Raw genomic sequence first — 20,649 nt, 5'->3', positions numbered from 1 at the left:
AACCTGCATGCGTCAGGTCGTGCGCTTCGCTCCACCTGGCCGTCATCCTCTGAGGGCGTGGACGGCGAAACGCATGGGGCGTCCTCAGATCTCCGGATGCCTCAGGGCGCGGCGCTGTCCTCGACGGCATCGCGCACGCTGGCGCGGTAGCCGCTCAGCGCCAGGCGTGCGCGCGCGAACTCGGCGATCACCAGGGCGACTGCGACCACCGGTCGCTCCAGCGTGCCGGTGCGCACGCCCGACTCGATACGCAGCGCCGCCGCCGACAGCGCGAGCGCGCCGAGGTTGGCGGCCGAGGATTTCAGCGTGTGCGCGGCTTCGCGCAGCGCGTCGCTCTGCGCCGTCGCCGCCGCCTGCTCCAGGCGCTGGATCAGCAGCGGCGCATCGGCCAGGAACAGCTCGACGATCTGGCTCACGCTGGCGCCGCCGATGACCTCGCGCAGCTCGTCCAGCACCGCGATGTCCAGCACCGGCGCCGGTACCGCCGATGGCAGTTCCAGATCGTCGGCCTCCGGCGAGGCGGGCGGCGGCGTCGACGCTGCGGTGGCGCCGCGCGACGCCAGGTCCTGTTCCGGCACAGGCGCTGCCGGGGGGACGTCGCGCGTGTCGTGATCGGGCGATGGCATCGGCGCGGTCGACGGGGCGGTAGCGCTGGATGCCGTAGCAGGCGTGGCCGCCGCGGCGTCCGCCGTGGGCATGTCGGCGTGGCCGGCCTGCTGCGGTTCGACGTGCATCGCGTTGGCGAGCGCTTCCGCCGTCGGTCTGCTCGCGATGGCCGCGGCCGTTGCCGGGCCTGCCTCCGGCTCCGGCGCGAACGCCGCGCCGGCCGGCAAGGTCGCCGGCTGCAGCGGCAGCCAGCGCTGCAGGCAGGTTTCCAGCCGCGCGCGGTCGATCGGCTTGGACAGGTAGTCGTCCATGCCGGCATCGAGACAGCGCTGCCTGTCGCCGGCCATCGCGTTGGCGGTCATCGCCACGATCGGCAGGCGCGGGCGCGCCGCCTCGGCCTCGCGCTGGCGCCATTGGCGGGTGGCGGCGTAGCCGTCCAGCACCGGCATCTGGCAGTCCATCAGCACCAGGTCGTACGGCTGCCGCGCCAACTGCGCCAGCGCGGCAGCGCCGTCCTCGACGCTGTCGGCGTGATGGCCCAGCGATTCCAACAGTCGCCGCGCCACCATCAGATTGACCGGATTGTCCTCGACCAGCAGCAGCCGGTAGCCGCTGCGCGGCGGCGGGGCGTCGGCGATCGCGCGCGCCGCGCCCGCGGCGGGAGGGGGCGTGGGGCTGTCCGCGGCGTTCTGCGCGAAGGCGTCGTGGTAGAACGTATCCGCGTCGTCGTCGCTGGCGCCAACCGTCTCGTTGGCCAGGTGCGGCGTCGCCGGCGCCAGCGCCAACATGCTGCGCAGATCGATGTCGGGGGCCTGCCGCGACAGCAGCGCGCCGTGCGCGCGGATCTCCTCGGGAATGTCGGCCTCGCCGTACAGCCAGACCAGCCGCGTGGTCTGCGGTGCCGGCAGCCGCGCCACCGCGCGCTGCAGGGCGCGCGCGCTCTGCCGCAGGCCATCCAGGTCGCCGATCACCAGGTCGTAGGCCGGACGCGCGACGCTGCCGCTGCCGTTGCCGCGCAGCCGCTCCAGCGCCTCCTGGGTCGAATCGACCTTGCTGACCTGCACGCCCCAGTTCGGCAACAGCACGCTCAGGCGCTGCTGCAGGCGCTGGTCGGCGCCGACCAGCAACGCCTGCAGCCGCGGCAGGCCGCCCGGGTGCTGCGCCAGGTCGCCGATCACCTTCAGCAACGGGATCTCGAACCAGAACGTGGCGCCCTGGCCCTGCCGCGACGTCACGCCGATGCGCCCGCCCATCAGTTCGACGATGCGCTTGCAGATGGTCAGGCCCAGGCCGGTGCCGCCGTACAGGCGCGTGGTGGAAGCATCGGCCTGGGTGAAGGCCTGGAACAGGTGCTCCTGGCGATCGGCGCTGATGCCGATGCCGGTGTCGCGCACCTCGAAGCGCAGCAGGTGCTGCGCCGGGGTCTCGCCGAGCCGGCGCACGCCCAGGTCGATGCCGCCGCGCGCGGTGAACTTGACCGCGTTGCCGAGCAGGTTGCTCAGCACCTGGCGCAGGCGCACCGGATCGCCGCGCACCGGCAGGCGCACCGCCGGGTCCAGCTGCAGCGTCATGCGCAGGCCCTTGGCCTCGGCCGCGCGCTGCATCAGCTCCAGCACGCCGTCGAGCAGCTCGCGCAGGTTGAAGGTGGTGATCTCCAGCTCCAGCCGGTTCGCTTCCAGCTTGGAGTAATCCAGGATGTCGTCGACGATGCGCAGCAGTTGCAGCGAGGAGGTGCTGGCCGCGCGCAGCATCTCGCGCTGGTCCAGGCCGAGCGGGCCGCGCCCGATCAGCTCCAGCATCGGGATGATGCCGTTGAGCGGGGTGCGGATCTCGTGGCTCATCGTCGCCAGGAACTCGCCCTTGGCCAGCACTGCCGCTTCAGCCGCCCGGGTGGCCGCCTCGGCGGCCTGCTTGGCCTGCAGCAGTTCCTGTTCCAGCCGCTCGCGCGCATGTACGTCGTGCTGCAGGGCATTGCGTTCGGACTCGGCCAGCGCGGCACGCGCCAGCGCCGCATCCAGGCGTTCGATCTGCTGGCGCGCGCGGCAGCCGGCGAGGGTGGCCAGGGCCGCGGCGGCGGCCATGCAGCCCGGTGCCAGCCAGTGCCACGGCGCCGGCAAGGGCAGCGCCAGCGGCGGCAGCGCCAGCAGGGTGCCGGCGACGGCGAGCACCGCGGCGAAGGCCGCCGGCCGTGGGACGGGCCGACGTCGACGGACGGACATGGCTAGAGCACCGCGTTCTGGAAGTCGAAGTTCAACTGGTCGCCGACCGATTGCACCAGGTTGCCCTGGATGAAGTCGACCCCGCCCATCCACATCGCCGCCGCGGCCTGCGCCTGCTCGATCTGCTGGCCGATGATCAGCAGGCCGGCGCGGTGCGCCAGATCGATGGTGGCGCGCAACTGGTCGCGCAGATCGGGATCGGCATGCGCGCCGGCGAAGCGCGCCGACAGGCGCAGATAGCCCAGCGGCAGGTGCGCGAGCAGCGCCTCGGCCTCCGCGCCCGGTTCGAACTGGCTGACGCAGAACTGCACGCCCAGCGGCATCAGCCGCGCGCAGAACTGCTGCAGCGTGGCGGTGTGGACCAAGGCATCGTCCAGGCGCAGGTCGATCACCAGCGAGGTGCCGGTGACGCCGCGGCGGCCGATGGTGTCGATCAGCCATTCGGCGAAGGCGGTACGCGCCAGCGTGCGCGAGGACTGCGAGACGAACAGGCGCAGCGGCGGCGTGGCGTGCTGGTACAGGTGCAGCAGGCCCAGCGCGTGATCGAGCACCTGCTGGTCGAGGTCGGCGATGCGGCCGCCGGCTTCGGCGGCCGGCAGCACCTGGCCGGCCGAGAGCAGGCTGCCGTCGCGCTGGCGCAGGCGCAGCAGCACCTGGTACTGGGCGATGTCGCCGCCGGCAACGGCGACGATTGGCTGGTAGGCCGGTTCCAGCTGTCCTTCCAGCATGGCGATGCGCTGCAGGTCCTCGTCCGCGCGCGGCGGCACGTAGGCGGCGATGCCCTGCGGCTGCAGCCGCGCCTGCAGTGCGCTGCGTTCGACCGCTTCCAGCGCGCTGCCGGCGTCCTCGAAGCCATGGCCGAAGTCGGCGTAGCCGATCGCGCAGCGCAGGTGCAGCGCCTCGTCCTCGCGCAGCGGGAAGGCATGGCCGGACAGCGCGTCGCGCAGGCGCTGCGCGCACTGCAACTGCGCGTCGGCATCGGCGTCGTCGGCCAGCAGCAGGAAGCTGTTGTCGTTGAGCCGCGCCAGCGGCTGCGGGGCGGTGACGCCGGCCAGGCGGCGCCCGGCCTGCACCATCAGCCGCTCGAACGCGGCGTAGCCGTAGCGTTCGCGCAGGCCGAGCGCACTGGCGATCTCGATGAAGTACAGGCTGCCGGGGCGGTGGGCGCGCAGCGTCGTGTCCAGCAACTGCAGCACATGGGCGCGGGTCGGCAGGCCGGTCTCGGGATTGTTCAGCGGCGCCGCCTCGGCGTGGCCGTGCTGGGCCTGCTGGCGGGCGCGGCGGATGCGGTTGGACACCGCGGCGATCAGGTGCCGCGGCCGAATCGGCTTGGTCAGGAAGTCGTCGGCGCCACTGTCGAGCACTTCGTATTCCAGCTCCGGATCCGCGTCGCCGGACAGGAACACGATCGGCAGCAACTGGTGCTGCGGCTGCTGGCGGATCAGCGCGGTCAGGCGCATGCCGTCCAGGCCCGGCATGTGCAGGTCCATCAGGATCAGGTCCGGCCGGTAGTCGGCGATGGCCTGCTGCACGCCTTCGGCCTGCATCTGCACCTGCGCATGCATGCCGGCGCCATGCAGCACGCTCTGCGCGAACAGCGCCTGCGCGCGGTCGTCCTCGACGATCAGCACGCGGTACGGCGCGGCCGCCGCCTGTGCGGTGGAATCGGCGGTGGCGTCGGCGACGACGAAGGCGGCCGCGCTGGCGTCGGCCGGGCCGTCGTCGTGGTCGGTGCCGGCCAGCGGCGTGGCGGTCGCAGCGGAGTCGGCGGGCGCAAGATCGGCCGCGCGCTCATCGGAGGCGACATCGCTGGGCGCCGCGCGCGCCGCGTCGCCGACCCAGCGGCGCCAGTAATGCGGCGGCGGGGTCTCGGCGCGGACATGGCGCGCGCGCGGGTCCTCGCGATGGGAAAGCGGAGCAGCGTCGTTGGCGGGCATCGCGTCTGGTTCCTGGTGCGCGTCCAATTATGCGATCAAGTTCGCGAAGGCTGCGTGCCTTGCGGCGCGGCAGACGGCGCCGCTGGCGCCAGCAGGCGGCGCATGCCGCGCCACAGCAGGCGCCAGGACCACCACACCAGCAGCGCGCCGAGTGCGCTCGCCGCCAGCACCACCGCCAGCGCCAGCCACGGGTGCGCCAGGGCCAGGGCCAGCGCGGCGATCACCACCGAGTCCTCGGCCAGCGAGGCGATCCAGTTGCTGGCCGGCTCCGGGGAGGTGTTGAGCAGGGCGCGGGTGCCGGCCTTGAGCGCATGGCTGGTCAGCGCCACGCCCGCGCCGGTGGCCAGCGCGCCGGCGCCGAGTTGGCCGTCGGGCGAGAGCGTGGCCGCGGCCAGGAACGCACCGGCCGGGATCCGGGTCAGGGTCTGCAGCAGGTCCCAGACCGAGTCCACGCCGGGGATCTTGTCGGCGAAGAATTCCGCCAGCGCCAGCGCGCCGGAGGTGCCCAGCACCCACCACGACTGCGTCGCCTGCAGCGCCGGCGGCAGCTCCAGCCAGCCGAGCAGGCCGGCCAGGCCGATGCCGAACACGGTCAGGTACACCCGGATGCCGGCCAGCCAGGCCAGCAGGATGCCGATTACGAAGAGATGGGCGTCGGTCATGGCAGGCGCTCCTGCAACTGCACGGGTGTCGGCCACTATCGGCCATGCCTGCCGCGAAGGCCAGCCCGCGGGGCGGGGCGTGGGATGCGGTGCAGTCCGGCGCCGCTCAGGAGGGTGGCTTACACTAGGTGGCCCAGCAGGCCGACCCGCGAGGATCGACGCCGGCGCCGCCTCGGTGGCGTGGCAGTGCGCATGAACCGACCCGTTCCCCGTTTCCAGATCGTGCCCAATGGCGCCGCGCCCCGCCGCGGCCGCGGGCTGTGGCTGCTGCTGGCCGGGCTGTGGCTGCTGTCGCTGGCGCTGACCTGGTGGCTGGCCAGCCGCCAGGCCGCGCCGCGGCTGAGTGCGGTCAGCGCGCAGTTGCGCGAGGCCGAACGCAATCTCCAGGCGCAGCAGCGGCAGATCGAGACGCTCAACCAGCGCCAGGCCACCCTGGCCCGCTCCGACCAGATCAGCCGCGCCGCCAACAACGAGGTGCAGAGTTCGCTGGCCGAGCGCGACGAGGAGATCGCCGGGCTGCGCGCGGACGTGGCGTTCTACGAGCGCCTGGTCGGTGCGACCAGCCAGCGCAAGGGCCTGAGCGTGCATTCGGTGGAGTTTTCCGCCGAGGCCGGCGGCACCTGGCGCTACAACGTGGTGCTGACCCAGAACCTCAACCGCGGCGCGATCAGCCAGGGCCAGTTGCGCCTGACCGTGGAAGGCGTGCGCGGCGGCAAGCTGACCAGCGTGGGCTGGGACGAACTGCACCAGAAGACCGGTGTGCCCGGGCAGGACTACTCGTTCCGCTACTTCCAGCAACTGGATGGCAGCGTGATCCTGCCCAAGGGCTTCACTCCGCAACGGGTGCGGGTGGTATTGAGCGGCGGGGGGGCGCCGGTCAGCCAGACCTTCGATTGGACATTGGCCGGTAACGGCAAAGGGGAATAATCAGCCTATGTTTGGGAACAAGAACAGCCGCAGCAGCGGCCAGACCGTGGTCGACACGCTGATCGGCGCGCAGGTGGTGATCCGCGGCGACCTGGTGTTCAGCGGCGGGCTCTACGTGGAAGGGCGCATCCTCGGCAAGGTCATCGCCGAAGACGGCGCGCCGGCCACGCTGACCCTGTCCGAGCACGGCAGCATCGAGGGTGAGGTGCGCGCGCCGGTGGTCATCATCAACGGCCAACTGATCGGCGACGTGCATGCCGCCGAGCGCGTGGAACTGGCGTCCAAGGCGCGGGTGCAGGGCAACGTGCACTACCAGGTGGTGGAGATGAACGCCGGCGCGCAGCTGACCGGGCGCCTGATCCACGCCGGCAGCCTGGCCGCGCTGGCGCCGCCGGAAGCGCATCGCGAGGCCGCCGGCGACGCCGAGCCGCCGCGCGCGCTGACCGCCGAGGCTTGATTCGGGCGCCGGCCGTCCCCATCCTGGCGCCATGAGCACTCTCGTTTCCCTGCCGGGCGCCGCGCCCACGCCCGACTACCAGTCGCTGGATCGGCCGTTGAACTTCACCGCGGCCGCCGCGGCCAAGGTGCGCGAGCTGATCCGCGAGGAAGGCAACGATGCGCTGGCGCTGCGCGTGTACATCCAGGGCGGCGGCTGTTCCGGCTTCCAGTACGGGTTCGAGTTCGACGAGAACCGCGCCGAGGACGACCTGGCGGTGCAGACCGACCAGGTCACCCTTCTGGTCGACCCGCTCAGCCTGCAGTATCTGATGGGCGCGGAAGTGGACTACAGCGAGGGCCTGCATGGGGCGCAGTTCGTGATCCGCAATCCCAACGCCAAGACCACCTGCGGGTGCGGCAGCAGCTTCAGCGTGTAGACACGCTGCGGCTTGCGGGACGCACGGTTTGCCTGCACCCTGCGGCGCATGTCCGATCCGACGCCCGACTCCTTCGCCTTCGCCGGTCCCGCGATCGACCGTGCCGATGCCGTGCGCAACGATCCAGCGGCATTGCGCCAGGCCTGGGAACAGGCGCGGGTGCTGGTGCTGGACGCCGATGGCCACGCGCATGCCGATGCCGACGCGCGCCCGCTGATCGTCGGCAGTGCTGCACTGGGCGCGCTGGCCGAGCACGCGCTCTTCCTCGGCCTGGACCATGGCCAGGCCTGGTTCGCGCTGGCCGCCGACGCAGTGCCGCAGCTGGCGCCGCCACCGCAGCGCATCGACCTGCGCCGCGCCGCGGCCGAGTGGCCGGCGCTGGAGGGGGGCCTGTTCGCCTACGCCCGCGCGATGCTGCATTGGCAGTCGCGGACGCGCTTCTGCGGTGTGTGCGGCGGCACCATCGCCTTGCAGCGTGGCGGCTTCCTCGGCGTCTGCACGCAGTGCGCCAGCGAGCACTATCCGCGGGTGGATCCGGCGGTGATCGTCGCGGTCAGCGACGGCCGGCGCCTGCTGCTGGGGCGCCAGGCGAGCTGGCCGGCGCGGCGCTACTCGGTGATCGCCGGCTTCGTCGAGCCGGGCGAATCGCTGGAGCAGACGGTGGCGCGCGAGGTGGCCGAAGAGACCCAGGTGCGGGTACGGCCCGGCAGTTGCCGCTACTTCGGCGCGCAGCCGTGGCCGTTTCCGGGCGCGCTGATGCTCGGTTTTACCGCGCAGGCAGAAGCGGACACGCCGCAGGTGGATGGCGAGCTGGAAGACGCGCGCTGGTTCGAGCGCGAGGAGGTCGGCGCCGCGCTGGCGCGGCTGGCCGCGCACGGCGACAGCGCCGACGACGGCCACGGCCTGCGCCTGCCGCCGCGCATCTCCATCGCCCGCGCGCTGATCGAGGACTGGTACCGGCACGGCGCGCCGGCCTGACCGCGCCGGCGCGTTGCGCGCATCCGTTTCAGAACGGTCCCGGAGGACCTGCATGTTCACGACCCTCGTCGCTGTGATCGTCGCCCTGGTGCTGGGCCATGTCGCCCCCGGCATGGTGGCCTCGTTGCGCCGCTTCGACGCCTTCGGCGACTGGCTCAGCTGGCTGGACACGCATGCCGGCGAGGGCAGTGCCTGGCGCGGCCGCTACGGCACCGCGCTGGCGCTGCTGCCGCCGCTGCTGCTGGTCGGCCTGCTGCAGTGGCTGCTGGCCGCGCCGCATCTGGGCCTGCTGACCCTGCTGTTCGGGATCGCGGTGCTGGCCTTCAGCTGGGGACCGCGCGACCTGGACACCGACGTGGAGGCGATCATCGATGCCGACGACGCCGCGGCGCGGCAACTGGCGGTGGCGCGGTTGCAGGACGATGGCGGGCCGCTGCGCGCCGATCCGGCCGGGTTGGTCGAGGCGGTGGCGGTCAGCGCGCTGCGGCGCTGGTTCGCGGTGCTGTTCTGGTTCCTGCTGCTGGGGCCGTTCGGCGCGCTGGGCTACCGGCTGCTGGCGCTGGCCGCGGTCGGTCCGTATGCGTCACGGCTGCCGCCGGCCACCGCCGCCGGCGCGCGCCTGCTGCTGGCGGCGCTGGAATGGCCGGTGGCGCACCTGATGACCTTCTCGCTGGCCCTGGTCGGCAATTTCGAGGCGGTGTTCGGCGCCTGGCGCGCCGCCGGCGGCAAGCGCTGGCAGTTGGACACCGGCTTTCTCGGGCCGGTGGCCTGCGCCAGCGTGCGCGGCGAACTCGATGCCGAGGCGCACGACTACAGCGACGCGGGCATGGTGGTGCCGGCGCTGCGGCGCCTGCCCGAACTGCGCGATGCGATGAGCCAGGTCTGGCGGGTGCTGCTGCTGTGGCTGGTGCTGCTGGCGCTGCTGGTGATCGCCGGCTGGGTCAGCTGAGGCCGCTCTCGACATCGGGGCACCTCTGACAACCTGCTTCGCCACGCATGACGTTGTCGCGTAGGAGCGGCTTCAGCCGCGTCGGATTTGTCGGGAACGCCTGTCGCGGCTGAAGCCGCTCCTACGGGACGCGTGCCGACGTGATGAGATGTGCCCATCAACTGGGCTGGGAGGTGCGAGCCTGCTACCGGACACGACGAGGCGGATGCGGCAGGCCGGCTAGTGCGGCGCCAGCAAGGTGAAGGGGAACCACGGCAGATTGCGTGCGATCCAGTAGCCCGGCAGCGCGATCAGCCAGAAGTTCGGCCGCGACACCACGCCGACCACCGGCGCGAACCAGGCCGCGCGCCAGCCGGCCTTCCAGGCGATCAGGCCCGGCAGCAGGGCCAGGCCCAGCATCGCGCCGGGATTCATCGCGAACGCCCCGACCGGGTCCAGGTGCACCAGCGCATGCAGGGCGCGGGTCATGCCGCAGCCCGGGCAGTAATAGCCGGTGAGCGCATGGAACATGCACGGCGCGAACGGGTTGTTCGCGGCATTGGGATCGAAACGGTACAGCAGCGTGGCGCCGCCGGCCGCGAACGCGGCGGCGGCGCCCAGGCACGCCCGTTGTTGCCAGGCGCGCATGCCGATCAGCTCGCGTGCTGCATCTGCTGGATGTACTGCATGTAGCTCTGCATGCCGCCGGTGGCGACCATGCCGGCATTGATCAGCAGGCCGATGACGGCCAGCGCGCTGGTCACCCAGCACCAGGTCTTGGCGGTGTTGGAGGCGCGGCGCGCTCCCTCCAGGTCGCCCTGGTTGAGCAGGCCATTGACCTTGCTGGAGAACACGATGGCGACGATGCCGGTGATCAGCGCCGGGCAGCACAGGCAGAAGCCGAGCACGGTCGAGATGATCGCCCAGGCCAGGTGATTGGGGATCGGGCCGGGGATGCCGGAGGCAGGCGCGGGCGGAGGCGGAGGCGGAGGCGTGACGGGGCTGACGGTGCTCATCTTCTTTCCTTGGTTCGGTTCAGGCCCAGTTTAAACGAGTGCCTGCGCAAAGCCTAGAAGAGCCAGCGTGATTACGGGTCGGAGCGCGAGATCGCAAAGCCAGCTGTACTGACCATCGCTCAGACGCGGCACCTATGGCGAGTGAAGGCGCAGTCATTCTCGCGGTTGAGATTTTTGAAAATGAGAAAGGGGCAAGATTGCCCCTTTCTCATGAACAAAATCATTCACTTGGCGGGAGTTGGCCATAGCAGCAGAATCTGGAACAGACCGAGCACGCCATCAGATACGCCAGTTGGTGCAACAAGTGCCGGCAGATCGTCAATTTCTAGCAGTGTTTCGTTATTCATGCGATTCACATCCTCAAGTTAGGGTTCTCTCGATCGAATGAAACACCAGCCGTCGAGAGGGCGGCTGTTCTCAGTCTCGCTTATATAAATCAGCAGCCGAAGCTAAGTCGAGATCGGCGCCGAGTCGCTGACCATCACGCAATCGTCTAGCAGCTTCTGCCACAAGAGGGTCTTGGTCATCAATAAAGCCGCTGGCTACTGTGGTACTTTGATTGAGACGTTCGTGTAACCGGTAAATGGACTGTAGTGCTGATATTCGAATTCGCCGATTTGGCTGCTCTTCTAAGAGGCTATGCAGCAGTGGAAGCGATGCTTCATCCCCTACTTCTCCCAAAAGCGTGGCTAACGATGCGCGCCTATATACGTAAGCCGCTTCTGGAATGCCGGAGATGATTCCCGCCTCTGTATCGAAGAAGTACTGTTCCGTATGCTCGCTTTCAGGTGAAATCATCATTAGGTTTAACGATATTGATAATTCTTCGGGAGGATGTTGAATATGAATATCGCGCCGCATGCGGTAGAACATGACCTTGCCCTTGGGGAGGGAGGTTTGTTCCAATGGGGTTATGTCTACCTTCTCGCCGATATAGCCAACTACTTGTTTAGGGTCGTAATCGAATATTTCGGTGCGATAGCCAGCTCCGAAGTAGCCGGCTGTGAGGAATGCAAAGTTGTGGTCGTGCGCAAGATTGTAGGAAAAAATTCGTTCTTCTTGCTCCCTAATGGCACTGCACAGGCGTGGTGGAGTCCAGATATTGGCACGAACGTAGAATCCATCCCCGCCGCCCAAGATAATAGACTGCGGTGTGTAGCTGACATGCCTAATGCCATTTAGGAAGCCATTGACCTGTGCCTCAATAGCGTCAGGCACAAGTGTTTCATTCATGGCCAAGCTAGCTAGATCGTCCGACAGCGCCAGGGCCGATTCTGGTTCTCGTACATTAATGGTTCTGCGCGCTTTTTCTAGGAAATCATCCAGAGAAATTGGGTTCGGTTGTGCAGAAATTTTGGGTGTGATGGCCATTAGTGCTTACTGCCAACAGTACGGGAAAGAAAATTCGCGGCACTTTGGCGAATATGCGGATGTTCATCAGTTGTCGCTTTTTCTAATAACTCCATGGCGCGGGCTGGAGATATTCTTCCCATCGCCTGGATTGCGGCCCAGCGCACGAAGTGAATGTCATGAGCTACCAACTTTTCCAGTGCATTAGTCCCGCCGTTCCGCATGGCGCCAAGCGCCCGGGCCATTATCTCCAGTTCAGAATGTACTGGGCTTGAGGAAATAGCCTGCACTACCTTCAATGAAGGTCGATCCACCATCCATTGTAATGACTCACGAATTGGGCCGATGAGCTTCGCCACTAAGATCGGATGGCTGATCTGGATGTCATGAATCGTATCTGTGCCGCACAATAGAGTGTTGCCTGCTTCAATGGCGTGTCGGAATGTGCGTGTAAATCCAGTCCCTACGCCAATAGGAAGGGTATGGTTTGGCGTCAGCTGGTATTCGTCAATTTCTAGCTGGCCATTTATGGGAGCAATAAGGATTTCAAAAGGTTGCGTGTATAGAAATTTGGTATTTACGGAGTGTTGCGTGACTTTCAGTTGCCACAAGGAGCCTTGTGCGAGAACTACCGAGAAAGCTTCCTGGCTTGATCGGCCATCTTTTTCGAGTTCATCGGTAAGGCGCTGGCGTGTCCAGTGGGCTAGGTCTGCTTCTGCGAAAAGATCTGCGCAATCAGCAAGCTTGGCGTTTGGCTGACACAGATGCGTCTCAATTGCGGTCGCAAAACTATCAATAGATAAAGTCATCAATCTTCCTTGCAACCGACGCCTAAAGCAGGCGCATTCCAAAAAGCCTACCCTTCTTTTCTTGGCTTATGCAACTCCGTGGCTCATGCATCGCCCCCGCGCAGTCGCCGCACCTGCGCTTCCAGGCTCTCGGCGCTGGCCTGCGCGCCGGGAACCGGTGCGTCGGCGATCACCTCGACATGCGCGCGAAAGCGCCGCGGCACGCGCATGCGCCGCAATCGCGAGTCGCGCTTGCTCCACATGCTGGTCCACATGTTGCGCAAGGCCATCGGCACCACCGGCACCGCGCGCCGGGCCAGGATCTTCTCCACGCCGGACTTGAACGCGGCGATCTCGCCGTCCTTGGTCAGCGCGCCCTCGGGGAAGATGCACACCAGTTCGCCCTCGGCCAGCGCGGCGTCGATGGCGTCGAACGCGCGCTGCATCAGCTCGGGCTCCTCGCGCGCGCCGGCGATCGGGATCGCCTTGGCGGTGCGGAAGATCCAGCGCATCACCGGAATGTTGAAGATGCGGTAGTACATGACGAAGCGCACCGGTCGCGGGATCGCCGCGGCCAGCACCAGCGCGTCCATGTAGCTGACGTGGTTGCACACGATCAGCGCCGCGCCCTCCTCGGGCACATGCCGCTCGATGCCGTGCAGGCGCAGCCGGTACAGGGTGCGCACCATCACCCAACTGAGGAAGCGCATCAGGAATTCGGGGACGATGCTGAAGATCCAGATCGCCACCACCGCGTTGGCGATGGCCAGCGCCAGGAACACCTGCGGGATGCTCAGCCCGGGCAGCGGGATGCGCATGCCGAACAGGTGCAGTTCCTGCATCTGCAGGACGATGCCGATCATCGCCGCCAGCACGATGAACAACGAGTTCTGGATGTTGAGCCCGGCGATGACGCGCGACAGCTCCGCCTTCGGCGTGCGGCTCTGGATCAGCGCGAACAGCGGCACCACGAACAGGCCGGTGCACAGGCCGATGCCGACCAGGTCGAGCATGATCCGCCCGCTGCCGGCCTGGTGGACGAACTGGCCGATGCCCAGGCCGGTCTGCAGCGCGGCGCCGGGCCGGGCGAAATACAGGTCGAGCATGAAGGCGCTGATGCCGAACGCGCCCAGCGGCACCAGGCCGATTTCCACGGTGCGCCCGGACAGCTTCTCGCACAGCAGCGAGCCGGTGCCGGTGCCGATCGAGAACAGCGCCAGGGCGAAGATGTACAGGTCCTGCGCGCCGCCCAGGTTGAGTTCGGCGTAGGTCGGCAACTGCGCGGTGAGCACGGTGCCGACGAACCAGAACCAGGACACGCCGAGCACGGCGTTGCGCACCGCCAGCTGGCGCCGGGTCAGGCGCATGATCGCCAGCGATTCCGGCAGCGGGTTCCAGTTGATCTTCAGCTCGGGCGCGCCGGCGTCGACCTTGGGGATGCAGCGCGCCATCAGGTTGCCGGTGACCGCCAGCGCCACCACCGCGGTGGCCGCGGCCACTGGCCCGTGGCTGCCGGCGATCTGGAAGATCAGCCCGCCGAGGATCATGCCGCACAGGATCGAGATCGAGGTGCCCATCTCGACCAGGCCGTTGCCGCCGGTCAGTTCCTCCGGCTTGAGCACCGACGGCAGGATCGAATACTTCACCGGGCCGAACAGGGTGGACTGCAGGCCGGTGCAGAACAGCGCCACCAGCAGCACCGCCATGTTCTCGGTCAGGAAGCCGACCGCGGCCAGCGACATGATGCCGATCTCCATCGTGGTGGTGATGACCACCAGCCGCGACTTCTCCAGCTTCTCGGCGATCTGCCCGGCCAGCGAGGAGAACAGGAAGTACGGCAGGATGAACAGCGCCGGCGCCAGGTTGGTGTACAGCGTGCGCTGCTCCGGGGTCACGCCCAGGTAGAACAGCAGGCCGATGATCGCCTGCCGGTACACGTTGTCGTTGAACGCGCCCAGCGACTGGACCACGAAGAACGGCAGAAAGCGGCGTTGCCGCAGCAGGGCGAACTGGCTGTGGGCGGACATGCAGGCTCCTTTGCGAACGCGCGCAGCCTAGCAGGTTCGCCGCGCGCGCAGGCGCGGCGCGCGGCGGCCCGCCCCGGCGCTGCCGGCCGCCGCCTGGCTGGCGTCGCGCCGCGCGTGCAGCAGGGCGATGAAGGCGCGTGCGGCCGGAGTGGGATCGGGACGCCACACCGCATAGGTGAGGAAGCGGAAGCGCTCGCGCAGCGCCACTGTGGCCACGCCGTGCATGCCGGCGGCCATGGTCTGCGGCACCACCGCCAGGCCCAGGTCCTCGGCCACCAGTTGCCGCTGCAAGTCGGCGTGGGTGACCTCGTACTGCAGGCGCTGGCGCAGGCCGGCGGCGGCGAAGGCGCGGTCGATGATGCCGCGCACGCCGGCGCCGGGGGTCAGCCCGGCCATCGGTGCGTCCTCCAGTTCGCGCAGCGACACCTCGCGGCGCGCAGCGAAGCGGTTGCCGGGCGCGGCGATCAGCGCCAGCGGCTCCTCGTGCAGCAGCAGGTGCTGCGGCGGCAGCGCCACGTGCGGGCCGACCCCGACCAGGGCCACGTCGAGCCGGCCTTCGCCCAGGTCCAGCAGCAGCGCATCGCTCATGCCGGTGCGCAGGTGCACGTCCACCGCGCTGTGCGCCTCGCGGAACTGGCGCAGCACCGCCGGCACCTGCACCGCGTTCAACGAGGAGATCTGGCCGATCTGCAGGCGGCCGCGCACCGTGCCCAGGGTCTGCGCCATTTCCTCGTGCAGGCGCTCGGCGGCGCGCAGGGTGGCGCGGGCGTTGTGCAGGAACACCTCGCCGGCGGCGGTGGCGCGCACCTGCCGCGCACCGCGCTCGAACAGCCGCGCGCCCAGCGCCTGCTCGATCTTGGCGATCTGGTGGCTCAGCGCCGACTGCACGGTGTGGCAGCGGCGTGCGGCGGCGGTGAAGCTGCCTTCCTCGGCCACGGCGACGGCGAATTCGAGCTGGCGCAGGGTCAGCATGATGGTTCCCGGCGTGCGCCGCGCCGATGTGGCAGTCGATCGGCACGGCTGCCGCAGGCGTGCGTCGCCCGTGGTCGAGGCGCGCGCGTCATGCCGGGCGCCCCAGCCGCTTTCGCCATTGCTGGCGCAGCCACAGGCGGATGTTGTAGCGACGCTTGCGGCTCATGAACGGGTAGCGCAGGGTCATGCCGAGCAGGCCGCGCAGCGTGTCCACCCGCGGCGCATGTGCGGGCAGGGCGTCGCAGCGCACCGAGATGCGGTCGCAGCCGGCGTCGTGGGTGCGGTGGATGACGTCGGCGCGCATGATCAGCAGGTCGCCGACGGCGAGTTGCGGCACCACCTTGTGCGCTTCCAGATCGAAGCCGATCTTCCAGCCGGGGCTGGCGTCGTGCAGGTCCTCGATCGCATACCAGTCGCCGATGGCGATGGCCTCGCCCGGAAAGCGCAGCCGGAACCAGTCCAGCGTGTCGGCCTCCACGCAGCGGAAGCGCAGCGCGCCACGCCCCTGGATGCGCCGGTGCAGGTGCGGATCCAGGCGCGCGACCACGTCGTCGGCGACGATCGCCACATTGGCCAGGCCGGCGTCGGGCTTGAACACCGGCATGTAGCAGATCAGGTAGTTGCGGTGGTCGGCGTGCAGGAAATAGCTGAAGTGATCCAGGTGCCAGTTGAGCGCGCCGCCCGGCGCGGTCTTCGGATCGCGGTGCTGGTCGAACGGCAGGCGCAGGCTCGGCGCGGCATGGCTTTCGCGGATGCGGATGGCGCAGTAGCCGAAGCGGTCGGCGGCGATCGCCAGGCCCATGGCCGTGGCCACCGCCGGCACGGTGGCGGCGATGCGCGCCTGGATCCGCCGCATGTCCGCCGCCGGCAGATCGCCGATCACGCCATCGTGGAACTTCTCGGCGCCTTCGAGGAAGCGCAGCAGGCCGTCGGGAATGTCGCCGTCGCCCAGAAAGCCGCGAACCACGGCGTAGCCGTGCCGGTGCAGTGCCTCGGCGATGTCGGTGCTGGGCATGGGGCGGGTTCCTCGGAAGCTGTGGTGCCGCGGGCCGCACCCACGCTATCTCAAAACCAGATGGCAGTGGTGAAAAAAATGCGTTTGAAAGATCGCTGTCGCCGCCACAGACTGCGCCCCTCCCCACGATCCGGTTCCCGTCCATGGAAACGACCTCGCATCCGCCGATGCGCCGCGGCCTGGTGCTGCTGATGGCCACCGCCACCGGCCTGGCGGTGGCCAGCAACTATTACGCGCAGCCATTGCTGGAAGTACTGGCGCAGACTTTCGCCATCGACGTGCGCCGCGCCGGCGCGGTGGTCACCACCGCGCAGCTGGCCTACGCGGCCGGCCTGCTGTTCCTGGTGCCGCTGGGCGACCGCTTCGAGCGGCGAAGCCTGATCGTTGGCCTGTACGCGCTCAGCGCGGTCGGCCTGCTGGTCAGCGCGATGGCGCACAGCTTCGCGCTGCTGCTGCTCGGCACCCTGATCACCGGCCTGAGTTCGGTGGCGGCGCAAATCCTGGTGCCGTTCGCCGCGACCCTGGCCGCGCCGCACGAGCGCGGCCGGGTGATCGGGACGGTGATGAGCGGGCTGCTGCTGGGCATTTTGCTGGCGCGCACGGCCTCCGGCCTGCTGGCCGGGATCGGCGGCTGGCACACCGTGTACTGGGTGGCGGCGGCGCTGATCCTGGTGGTGTCGGGCCTGCTGTGGCGCGGCCTGCCGCGGCATCCGGGCAATCCGCAGCTGTCCTATCCGCACCTGATCGGCTCGGTGCTGGCGCTGCTGCGCGACGAGCCGGTGCTGCGCGCGCGCTCGGTGCTGGGCGGGCTGCTGTTCGCCGGTTTCAGCATGTTCTGGACCACGCTGGCGTTCCTGCTGTCCGGCCCGGACTACGGCTACGGCACCGCGACCATCGGTTTGTTCGGGCTGATCGGCGCGGCCGGCGCGTTCGCCGCCAACCTGTCCGGCAAGCTGTCCGACCGCGGTGCCGGCCATCTGGTCGGCTGGGGCGGCCTGGTCATGCTGCTGCTGTCGTGGCTGCTGCTGCTCGGCGCGCCGCACTCGCTGTGGCTGCTGATCGCCGGGGTGGTGCTGCTGGACGTGGCGGTGCAGGGCGTGCACATCGGCAACCAGAGCGTGATCTACCAACTGGATCCGGCCGCGCGCAACCGCATCACCTCGGCCTACGTCACCTGCTACTTCATCGGCGGTGCGATCGGGTCCAGCCTCGGCACCGCGGCCTATGCCTACGCCGGCTGGCGTGGCGTGGCGCTCGGCGGGGCGGCGCTGGCGGTGTTGGCGCTGCTGTGGATGGGCATCAGCGCGCAGCCGGCGCGGCAAGCGCCGGCGCCGGCGCCGGCGGCACCGGCGCGGCGCTGACCGCCTGCGCGGCGGCGCGCAGCTTGGGCAGCAGGCGCAGGGTCAGCGCGAGCTGGTTGCGCACCAGCCGGCGCTTGGCCTCGTCGATGCCCTCCTCGCGCTCCAGCGCCTCGGCCAGTGCGATCTCGGCGGGTTCGTCGGCGGGCGGTAGCGCCTGTCGCTCGGCCAGTGCGTCGGCCAGTGCGCCCAGCGCCTGCGGCAGGTAGTCGCCAGCGCGGGCGATGTCCGGATCGGTCTCGCCGGCCAGCGCGGCGCGGTGCGCGCCCAGCGCCGACAGGTAGCCGAGCAGGGTGTTGGACAGGGCCAGGAAGCGGAAGCCGGCATCCAGGTTGCGGCGGTAGCGGCCGGGTTCGCGCAGCATGTTCGACAGCGCCACCGACAGCGCGGCGTCGGCGTTGTGCATGTCGCGGCGGGCGATGCGGTAGGGCAGGTCGTCGCGCATGCCGCTGCGGTACTGCTCCAGCACCTGCGCCAGGTAGCGCGCGCTGCTGGACAGCACCGTCGCCAGCACCTGGTGGAGGCGCCGGCCCTGCCAGTCCGGCAGGATCAGGAACGAGGCGGCGGCGGCGATCGCGCAGCCGATCAGGGTGTCGAGCAGGCGCGGCCAGATCAGCATGAAGCCGTCGCCGATCAGGTTGAAGCAGAACAGCGCCATCACCGTGATCGCCGCGGTGGCGAGCATGTAGCGGTCAGTGCGGGTGACGAAGAACACCAGGGTGCCGAGCAGGGCGAACAGCAACTGCAGTTCGGTGCCGGGGAACAACTGCATCAACGCCCACGCCGCGCCCAGGCCGATCAGGGTGCCGGCCATGCGCTGGACCAGGCGCAGGCGGGTGGCGCCGTAGTTGGGGCGGCACACGAAGGCGGTGGTCAGCAGGATCCAGTAGCCGTTGCTGGCATGGATCGACTGCATGACCACGTAGCCCACCACCAGCGCGATGGCCATGCGCAGGCCGTGCCGGAACAGCACCGATCCGGGCGTCAGCTGCTGGCCGAGGCGCCGCAGCATCTCGCGCAGAGTGTGCGGCGAGGAGTCGCGCAGGCGGGTATCTAGGGTGTCGCTGGTGGTATCCGATTGCGCGGCCTCGGCCAGGCGCCGCTCGATGCTGTGCAGATTGGTCACCAGCAGTTCCAGCGAGCCGAGCAGGCGCGCCTGCCGCGGATCGGCGCGGGCGTGCAGGAAATCCAGCGACTGGCGCAGGTCGGTGGTGGCCTGCTGGGTCTGTTCGCCGTAGTCGAACGGCTGCCGCAACCGGATCGCCTCGCCCAGCGCCGCACAGGCCTTGCCCTGCAGGGCCAGCAGGCGCTGGCAGCGGTACAGCACGTCGCTGTGGAAGAACGCGTCGGTCAGCGCCTCGTACGGGTAGTGCGAGGAACTGGCGCGCTCGTGGAAGTCCTGCGCCATGTAGTACAGGCGGAAATACAGGCCCGACTGCACGCCGGGCCGGCCGGAGCGGCCGAAGCGGCTGATGATCGCGGTCTTGGCCGCGTTCAGCGCCGCCACCACCCGCACGTTCTGCTCGGCCAGCGCCAGCCGCCGCGCGTGCAGGTCGCTCTGCCGCACCGGCTCGAACAGGGCCGCCTTGCACCGCAGGTAGCGGCCCAGTTCCAGGTACAGCCGCGACAGCCGCTCGCGTACCGGCCGGTTGGCGAACAGCACCGTCCACAGCACCGACAGCACGCCGTACCAACTGGCGCCGAGCAACAGCAGCGCCACGCCATGCCAGGCGTCGCCGCCGACATGGCCGTTCTGGTTGCCGTGGTCCAGGCCGATCATCGCGTAGATCGCCAGCGCCACCGTGGCCTGGGCGATCGAGGCGTAGCGCTCGCCCAGCGCGCCGAGCAGGGTCAGGGCGAAGGTGGACAGCGCCAGCCCGGCGGCGAACGGCCACGGATACGGGAACAGCAGCACCACCGCGGCGGCGGCGGCGGCGAAGCACAGCAGCGACAGCAGCACCGACTTGATCCGGCCCAGCCAGTTGTCGTCGGTCTCGGCGATGGCGCTGGCGATGGTGCCCAGGAAGATCGCCGGCACCGCCTCCAGTTGCTGCAGATGCCAGCACACGCCCATCGCCACCGCCAGCGCGATGAACACGCGCAGCCCGTAGCTGGCCTTTTCGTGGGCCCACAGGCGGCTCAGGCGGGTTTCGATCGAGGGGGTCGGCACGGCGACACGATAGCGCACCGTCGCTGTATGCGATTCTTCTCGAGAGGGGCGCTGCACGCGGGCGCTCAGACGCCAAGTTGCCGCAGGCGGGCGTCCAGCAGCGCCGGGAAGCGTTTGTACCAGGTCTGGTTGAGCGGCGAGGGATGCGGCAGCGGGTACAGCGCCACGCGGCGGGTGCGGCGGCCGTCCTCGCTGCGCAGCTCCACCTCGGTCTGCGCCTGGAAGCGGTCCTCGCGCGCCCAGAATGCCTCCAGCGCCGCGCGCACCTCGCGCGGCTGGTCGATGCCGAACCACAGGAAGGCCTCGCGGCCGAGGGTGAGGATGGCATCGCCGCGCCACTGCTCGAGCAGCAGGCGCCGCATCAGCGGGTGGAAGCGGCGCTTCACCGTCATCGACCAGGCCTTGTTGCCCACCGGCTTGTACGGCACGGTGTTGAGCCAGAAGGCGACGCGGCCGGCCTTGAGCCCGGCGGCGAAGTCGGGCATCTCCTCGCCGTGGTGCAGGTGCCGGTACAGCGCCTTGCGCACCAGTTGGCCGCCGCTGCCGACGAAGGGCTCGCCATGTTCCACCTCGCTGCGGCCCGGGTCGCGACCGAGGATGCACACCTTCGCATCGCGGCGGCCCAGGCCGATGATGGGATCGAGCGGATCCTTGCCGCAGGCGGCATAGGCCGCGGTGTCGATGCCGTCGGTCTGCGCGGCGAGCGCGCGAAAGTGGGTGCGGAGGGCGGGAGAGAGGGCCATTGGGCGTGCGCGAACCGGTAGAGGATCAAAGCTAGCGCAGGGGCGATGGAGATTGCGTGGGCCCATTCGTAGGAGCGG

General features: G+C 69.3%; 19 protein-coding genes. 6 read left to right on the top strand and 13 right to left on the bottom strand.

Translation table 11 applies throughout. The features are described 5' to 3' along the window. Positions 1-101: 101 nt before the first annotated feature. Genes J7357_RS03840 through J7357_RS03830 form a run of 3 tightly spaced genes read right to left on the bottom strand, consistent with a single transcriptional unit; the run spans position 102 to position 5,424 of the window. Entirely contained in the window at positions 102-2,825 is a 2,724-nt protein-coding gene (locus tag J7357_RS03840) for a hybrid sensor histidine kinase/response regulator (RefSeq protein WP_244667252.1), read from the bottom strand. Between the two features lie 2 nt (positions 2,826-2,827). After that, a complete protein-coding gene (locus J7357_RS03835; RefSeq protein ID WP_209244952.1) occupies positions 2,828-4,762 on the bottom strand; it encodes an EAL domain-containing response regulator in 1,935 nt (644 codons plus the stop codon). 35 nt (positions 4,763-4,797) lie between these two features. After that, positions 4,798-5,424 (bottom strand): DUF4126 domain-containing protein, encoded by a 627-nt coding sequence (locus J7357_RS03830; protein ID WP_209244951.1) that lies wholly within the window; start codon positions 5,422-5,424, stop codon positions 4,798-4,800. A gap of 192 nt (positions 5,425-5,616) precedes the next feature. On the opposite strand from J7357_RS03830, the gene J7357_RS03825 reads away from it, so the two are divergent. From J7357_RS03825 to J7357_RS03805, 5 genes are read left to right on the top strand one after another with little or no spacing between them, the layout of a single operon-like run. Then, entirely contained in the window at positions 5,617-6,351 is a 735-nt protein-coding gene (locus J7357_RS03825; protein ID WP_160946137.1) for a DUF6776 family protein, read from the top strand. A 7-nt stretch (positions 6,352-6,358) separates the two neighbouring features. Further along, positions 6,359-6,808, top strand: a complete 450-nt coding sequence (locus tag J7357_RS03820; protein ID WP_010341431.1) for a polymer-forming cytoskeletal protein — start codon at positions 6,359-6,361, stop codon at positions 6,806-6,808. A gap of 31 nt (positions 6,809-6,839) precedes the next feature. Beyond that, positions 6,840-7,226: an iron-sulfur cluster insertion protein ErpA gene (erpA, locus tag J7357_RS03815; RefSeq protein WP_017908990.1), complete on the top strand. Its 387-nt coding sequence runs from the start codon at positions 6,840-6,842 to the stop codon at positions 7,224-7,226. Positions 7,227-7,274: 48 nt separating this feature from the next. Beyond that, entirely contained in the window at positions 7,275-8,204 is a 930-nt protein-coding gene (gene nudC / locus J7357_RS03810) for an NAD(+) diphosphatase (protein ID WP_209244950.1), read from the top strand. A 52-nt stretch (positions 8,205-8,256) separates the two neighbouring features. Next, positions 8,257-9,153: a hypothetical protein gene (locus tag J7357_RS03805; RefSeq protein ID WP_209244949.1), complete on the top strand. Its 897-nt coding sequence runs from the start codon at positions 8,257-8,259 to the stop codon at positions 9,151-9,153. Between the two features lie 219 nt (positions 9,154-9,372). On the opposite strand, the gene J7357_RS03800 is transcribed toward J7357_RS03805, so the two are convergent. The 8 genes from J7357_RS03800 to J7357_RS03770 all read right to left on the bottom strand — a co-directional run bounded on the left by J7357_RS03800 (position 9,373) and on the right by J7357_RS03770 (position 16,300). Further along, a complete protein-coding gene (locus J7357_RS03800) occupies positions 9,373-9,780 on the bottom strand; it encodes a DUF2752 domain-containing protein (protein WP_010341436.1) in 408 nt (135 codons plus the stop codon). Between the two features lie 5 nt (positions 9,781-9,785). Next, complete coding sequence (locus tag J7357_RS03795) at positions 9,786-10,148, bottom strand: CD225/dispanin family protein (RefSeq protein ID WP_244667251.1); 363 nt, start codon at positions 10,146-10,148, stop codon at positions 9,786-9,788. A 224-nt stretch (positions 10,149-10,372) separates the two neighbouring features. Further along, complete coding sequence (locus tag J7357_RS21490) at positions 10,373-10,495, bottom strand: hypothetical protein (RefSeq protein ID WP_280515323.1); 123 nt, start codon at positions 10,493-10,495, stop codon at positions 10,373-10,375. 70 nt (positions 10,496-10,565) lie between these two features. Then, complete coding sequence (locus J7357_RS03790; RefSeq protein ID WP_209244948.1) at positions 10,566-11,519, bottom strand: HEAT repeat domain-containing protein; 954 nt, start codon at positions 11,517-11,519, stop codon at positions 10,566-10,568. Continuing rightward, complete coding sequence (locus J7357_RS03785; RefSeq protein ID WP_209244947.1) at positions 11,519-12,307, bottom strand: HEAT repeat domain-containing protein; 789 nt, start codon at positions 12,305-12,307, stop codon at positions 11,519-11,521. The genes J7357_RS03790 and J7357_RS03785 overlap by 1 nt, the downstream gene beginning before the upstream one ends. A gap of 83 nt (positions 12,308-12,390) precedes the next feature. After that, positions 12,391-14,313: an MFS transporter gene (locus J7357_RS03780; protein WP_209244946.1), complete on the bottom strand. Its 1,923-nt coding sequence runs from the start codon at positions 14,311-14,313 to the stop codon at positions 12,391-12,393. A 27-nt stretch (positions 14,314-14,340) separates the two neighbouring features. After that, a complete protein-coding gene (locus J7357_RS03775; protein ID WP_209244945.1) occupies positions 14,341-15,285 on the bottom strand; it encodes a LysR family transcriptional regulator in 945 nt (314 codons plus the stop codon). Positions 15,286-15,373: 88 nt separating this feature from the next. Beyond that, complete coding sequence (locus J7357_RS03770) at positions 15,374-16,300, bottom strand: hypothetical protein (protein ID WP_209244944.1); 927 nt, start codon at positions 16,298-16,300, stop codon at positions 15,374-15,376. A gap of 143 nt (positions 16,301-16,443) precedes the next feature. Here J7357_RS03770 and J7357_RS03765 point away from each other — a divergent pair, with 143 nt between their 5' ends. Further along, the gene (locus J7357_RS03765) at positions 16,444-17,661 is read left to right on the top strand and encodes an MFS transporter (protein ID WP_209244943.1); all 1,218 of its coding nucleotides are present in this window, start codon (positions 16,444-16,446) and stop codon (positions 17,659-17,661) included. Here the strand turns inward: J7357_RS03765 and yccS are convergent. Together yccS and J7357_RS03755 are read right to left on the bottom strand one after the other, a co-directional pair. Further along, on the bottom strand, positions 17,600-19,828 hold the full coding sequence (gene yccS, locus J7357_RS03760) for a YccS family putative transporter (RefSeq protein ID WP_209244942.1): 2,229 nt from the start codon (positions 19,826-19,828) through the stop codon (positions 17,600-17,602). The two genes, J7357_RS03765 and yccS, sit on opposite strands and share 62 nt — an antisense overlap. A gap of 65 nt (positions 19,829-19,893) precedes the next feature. Then, positions 19,894-20,571, bottom strand: coding sequence for a uracil-DNA glycosylase family protein (locus tag J7357_RS03755; protein ID WP_209244941.1), 678 nt, complete (start codon positions 20,569-20,571; stop codon positions 19,894-19,896). Between the last annotated feature and the right edge of the window lie 78 nt (positions 20,572-20,649).

Source organism: Xanthomonas sp. D-109 (assembly GCF_017746095.1).
Lineage (GTDB): Bacteria > Pseudomonadota > Gammaproteobacteria > Xanthomonadales > Xanthomonadaceae > Xanthomonas_A > Xanthomonas_A sacchari.
This window is presented reverse-complemented; position numbering and strand designations above follow the sequence as displayed.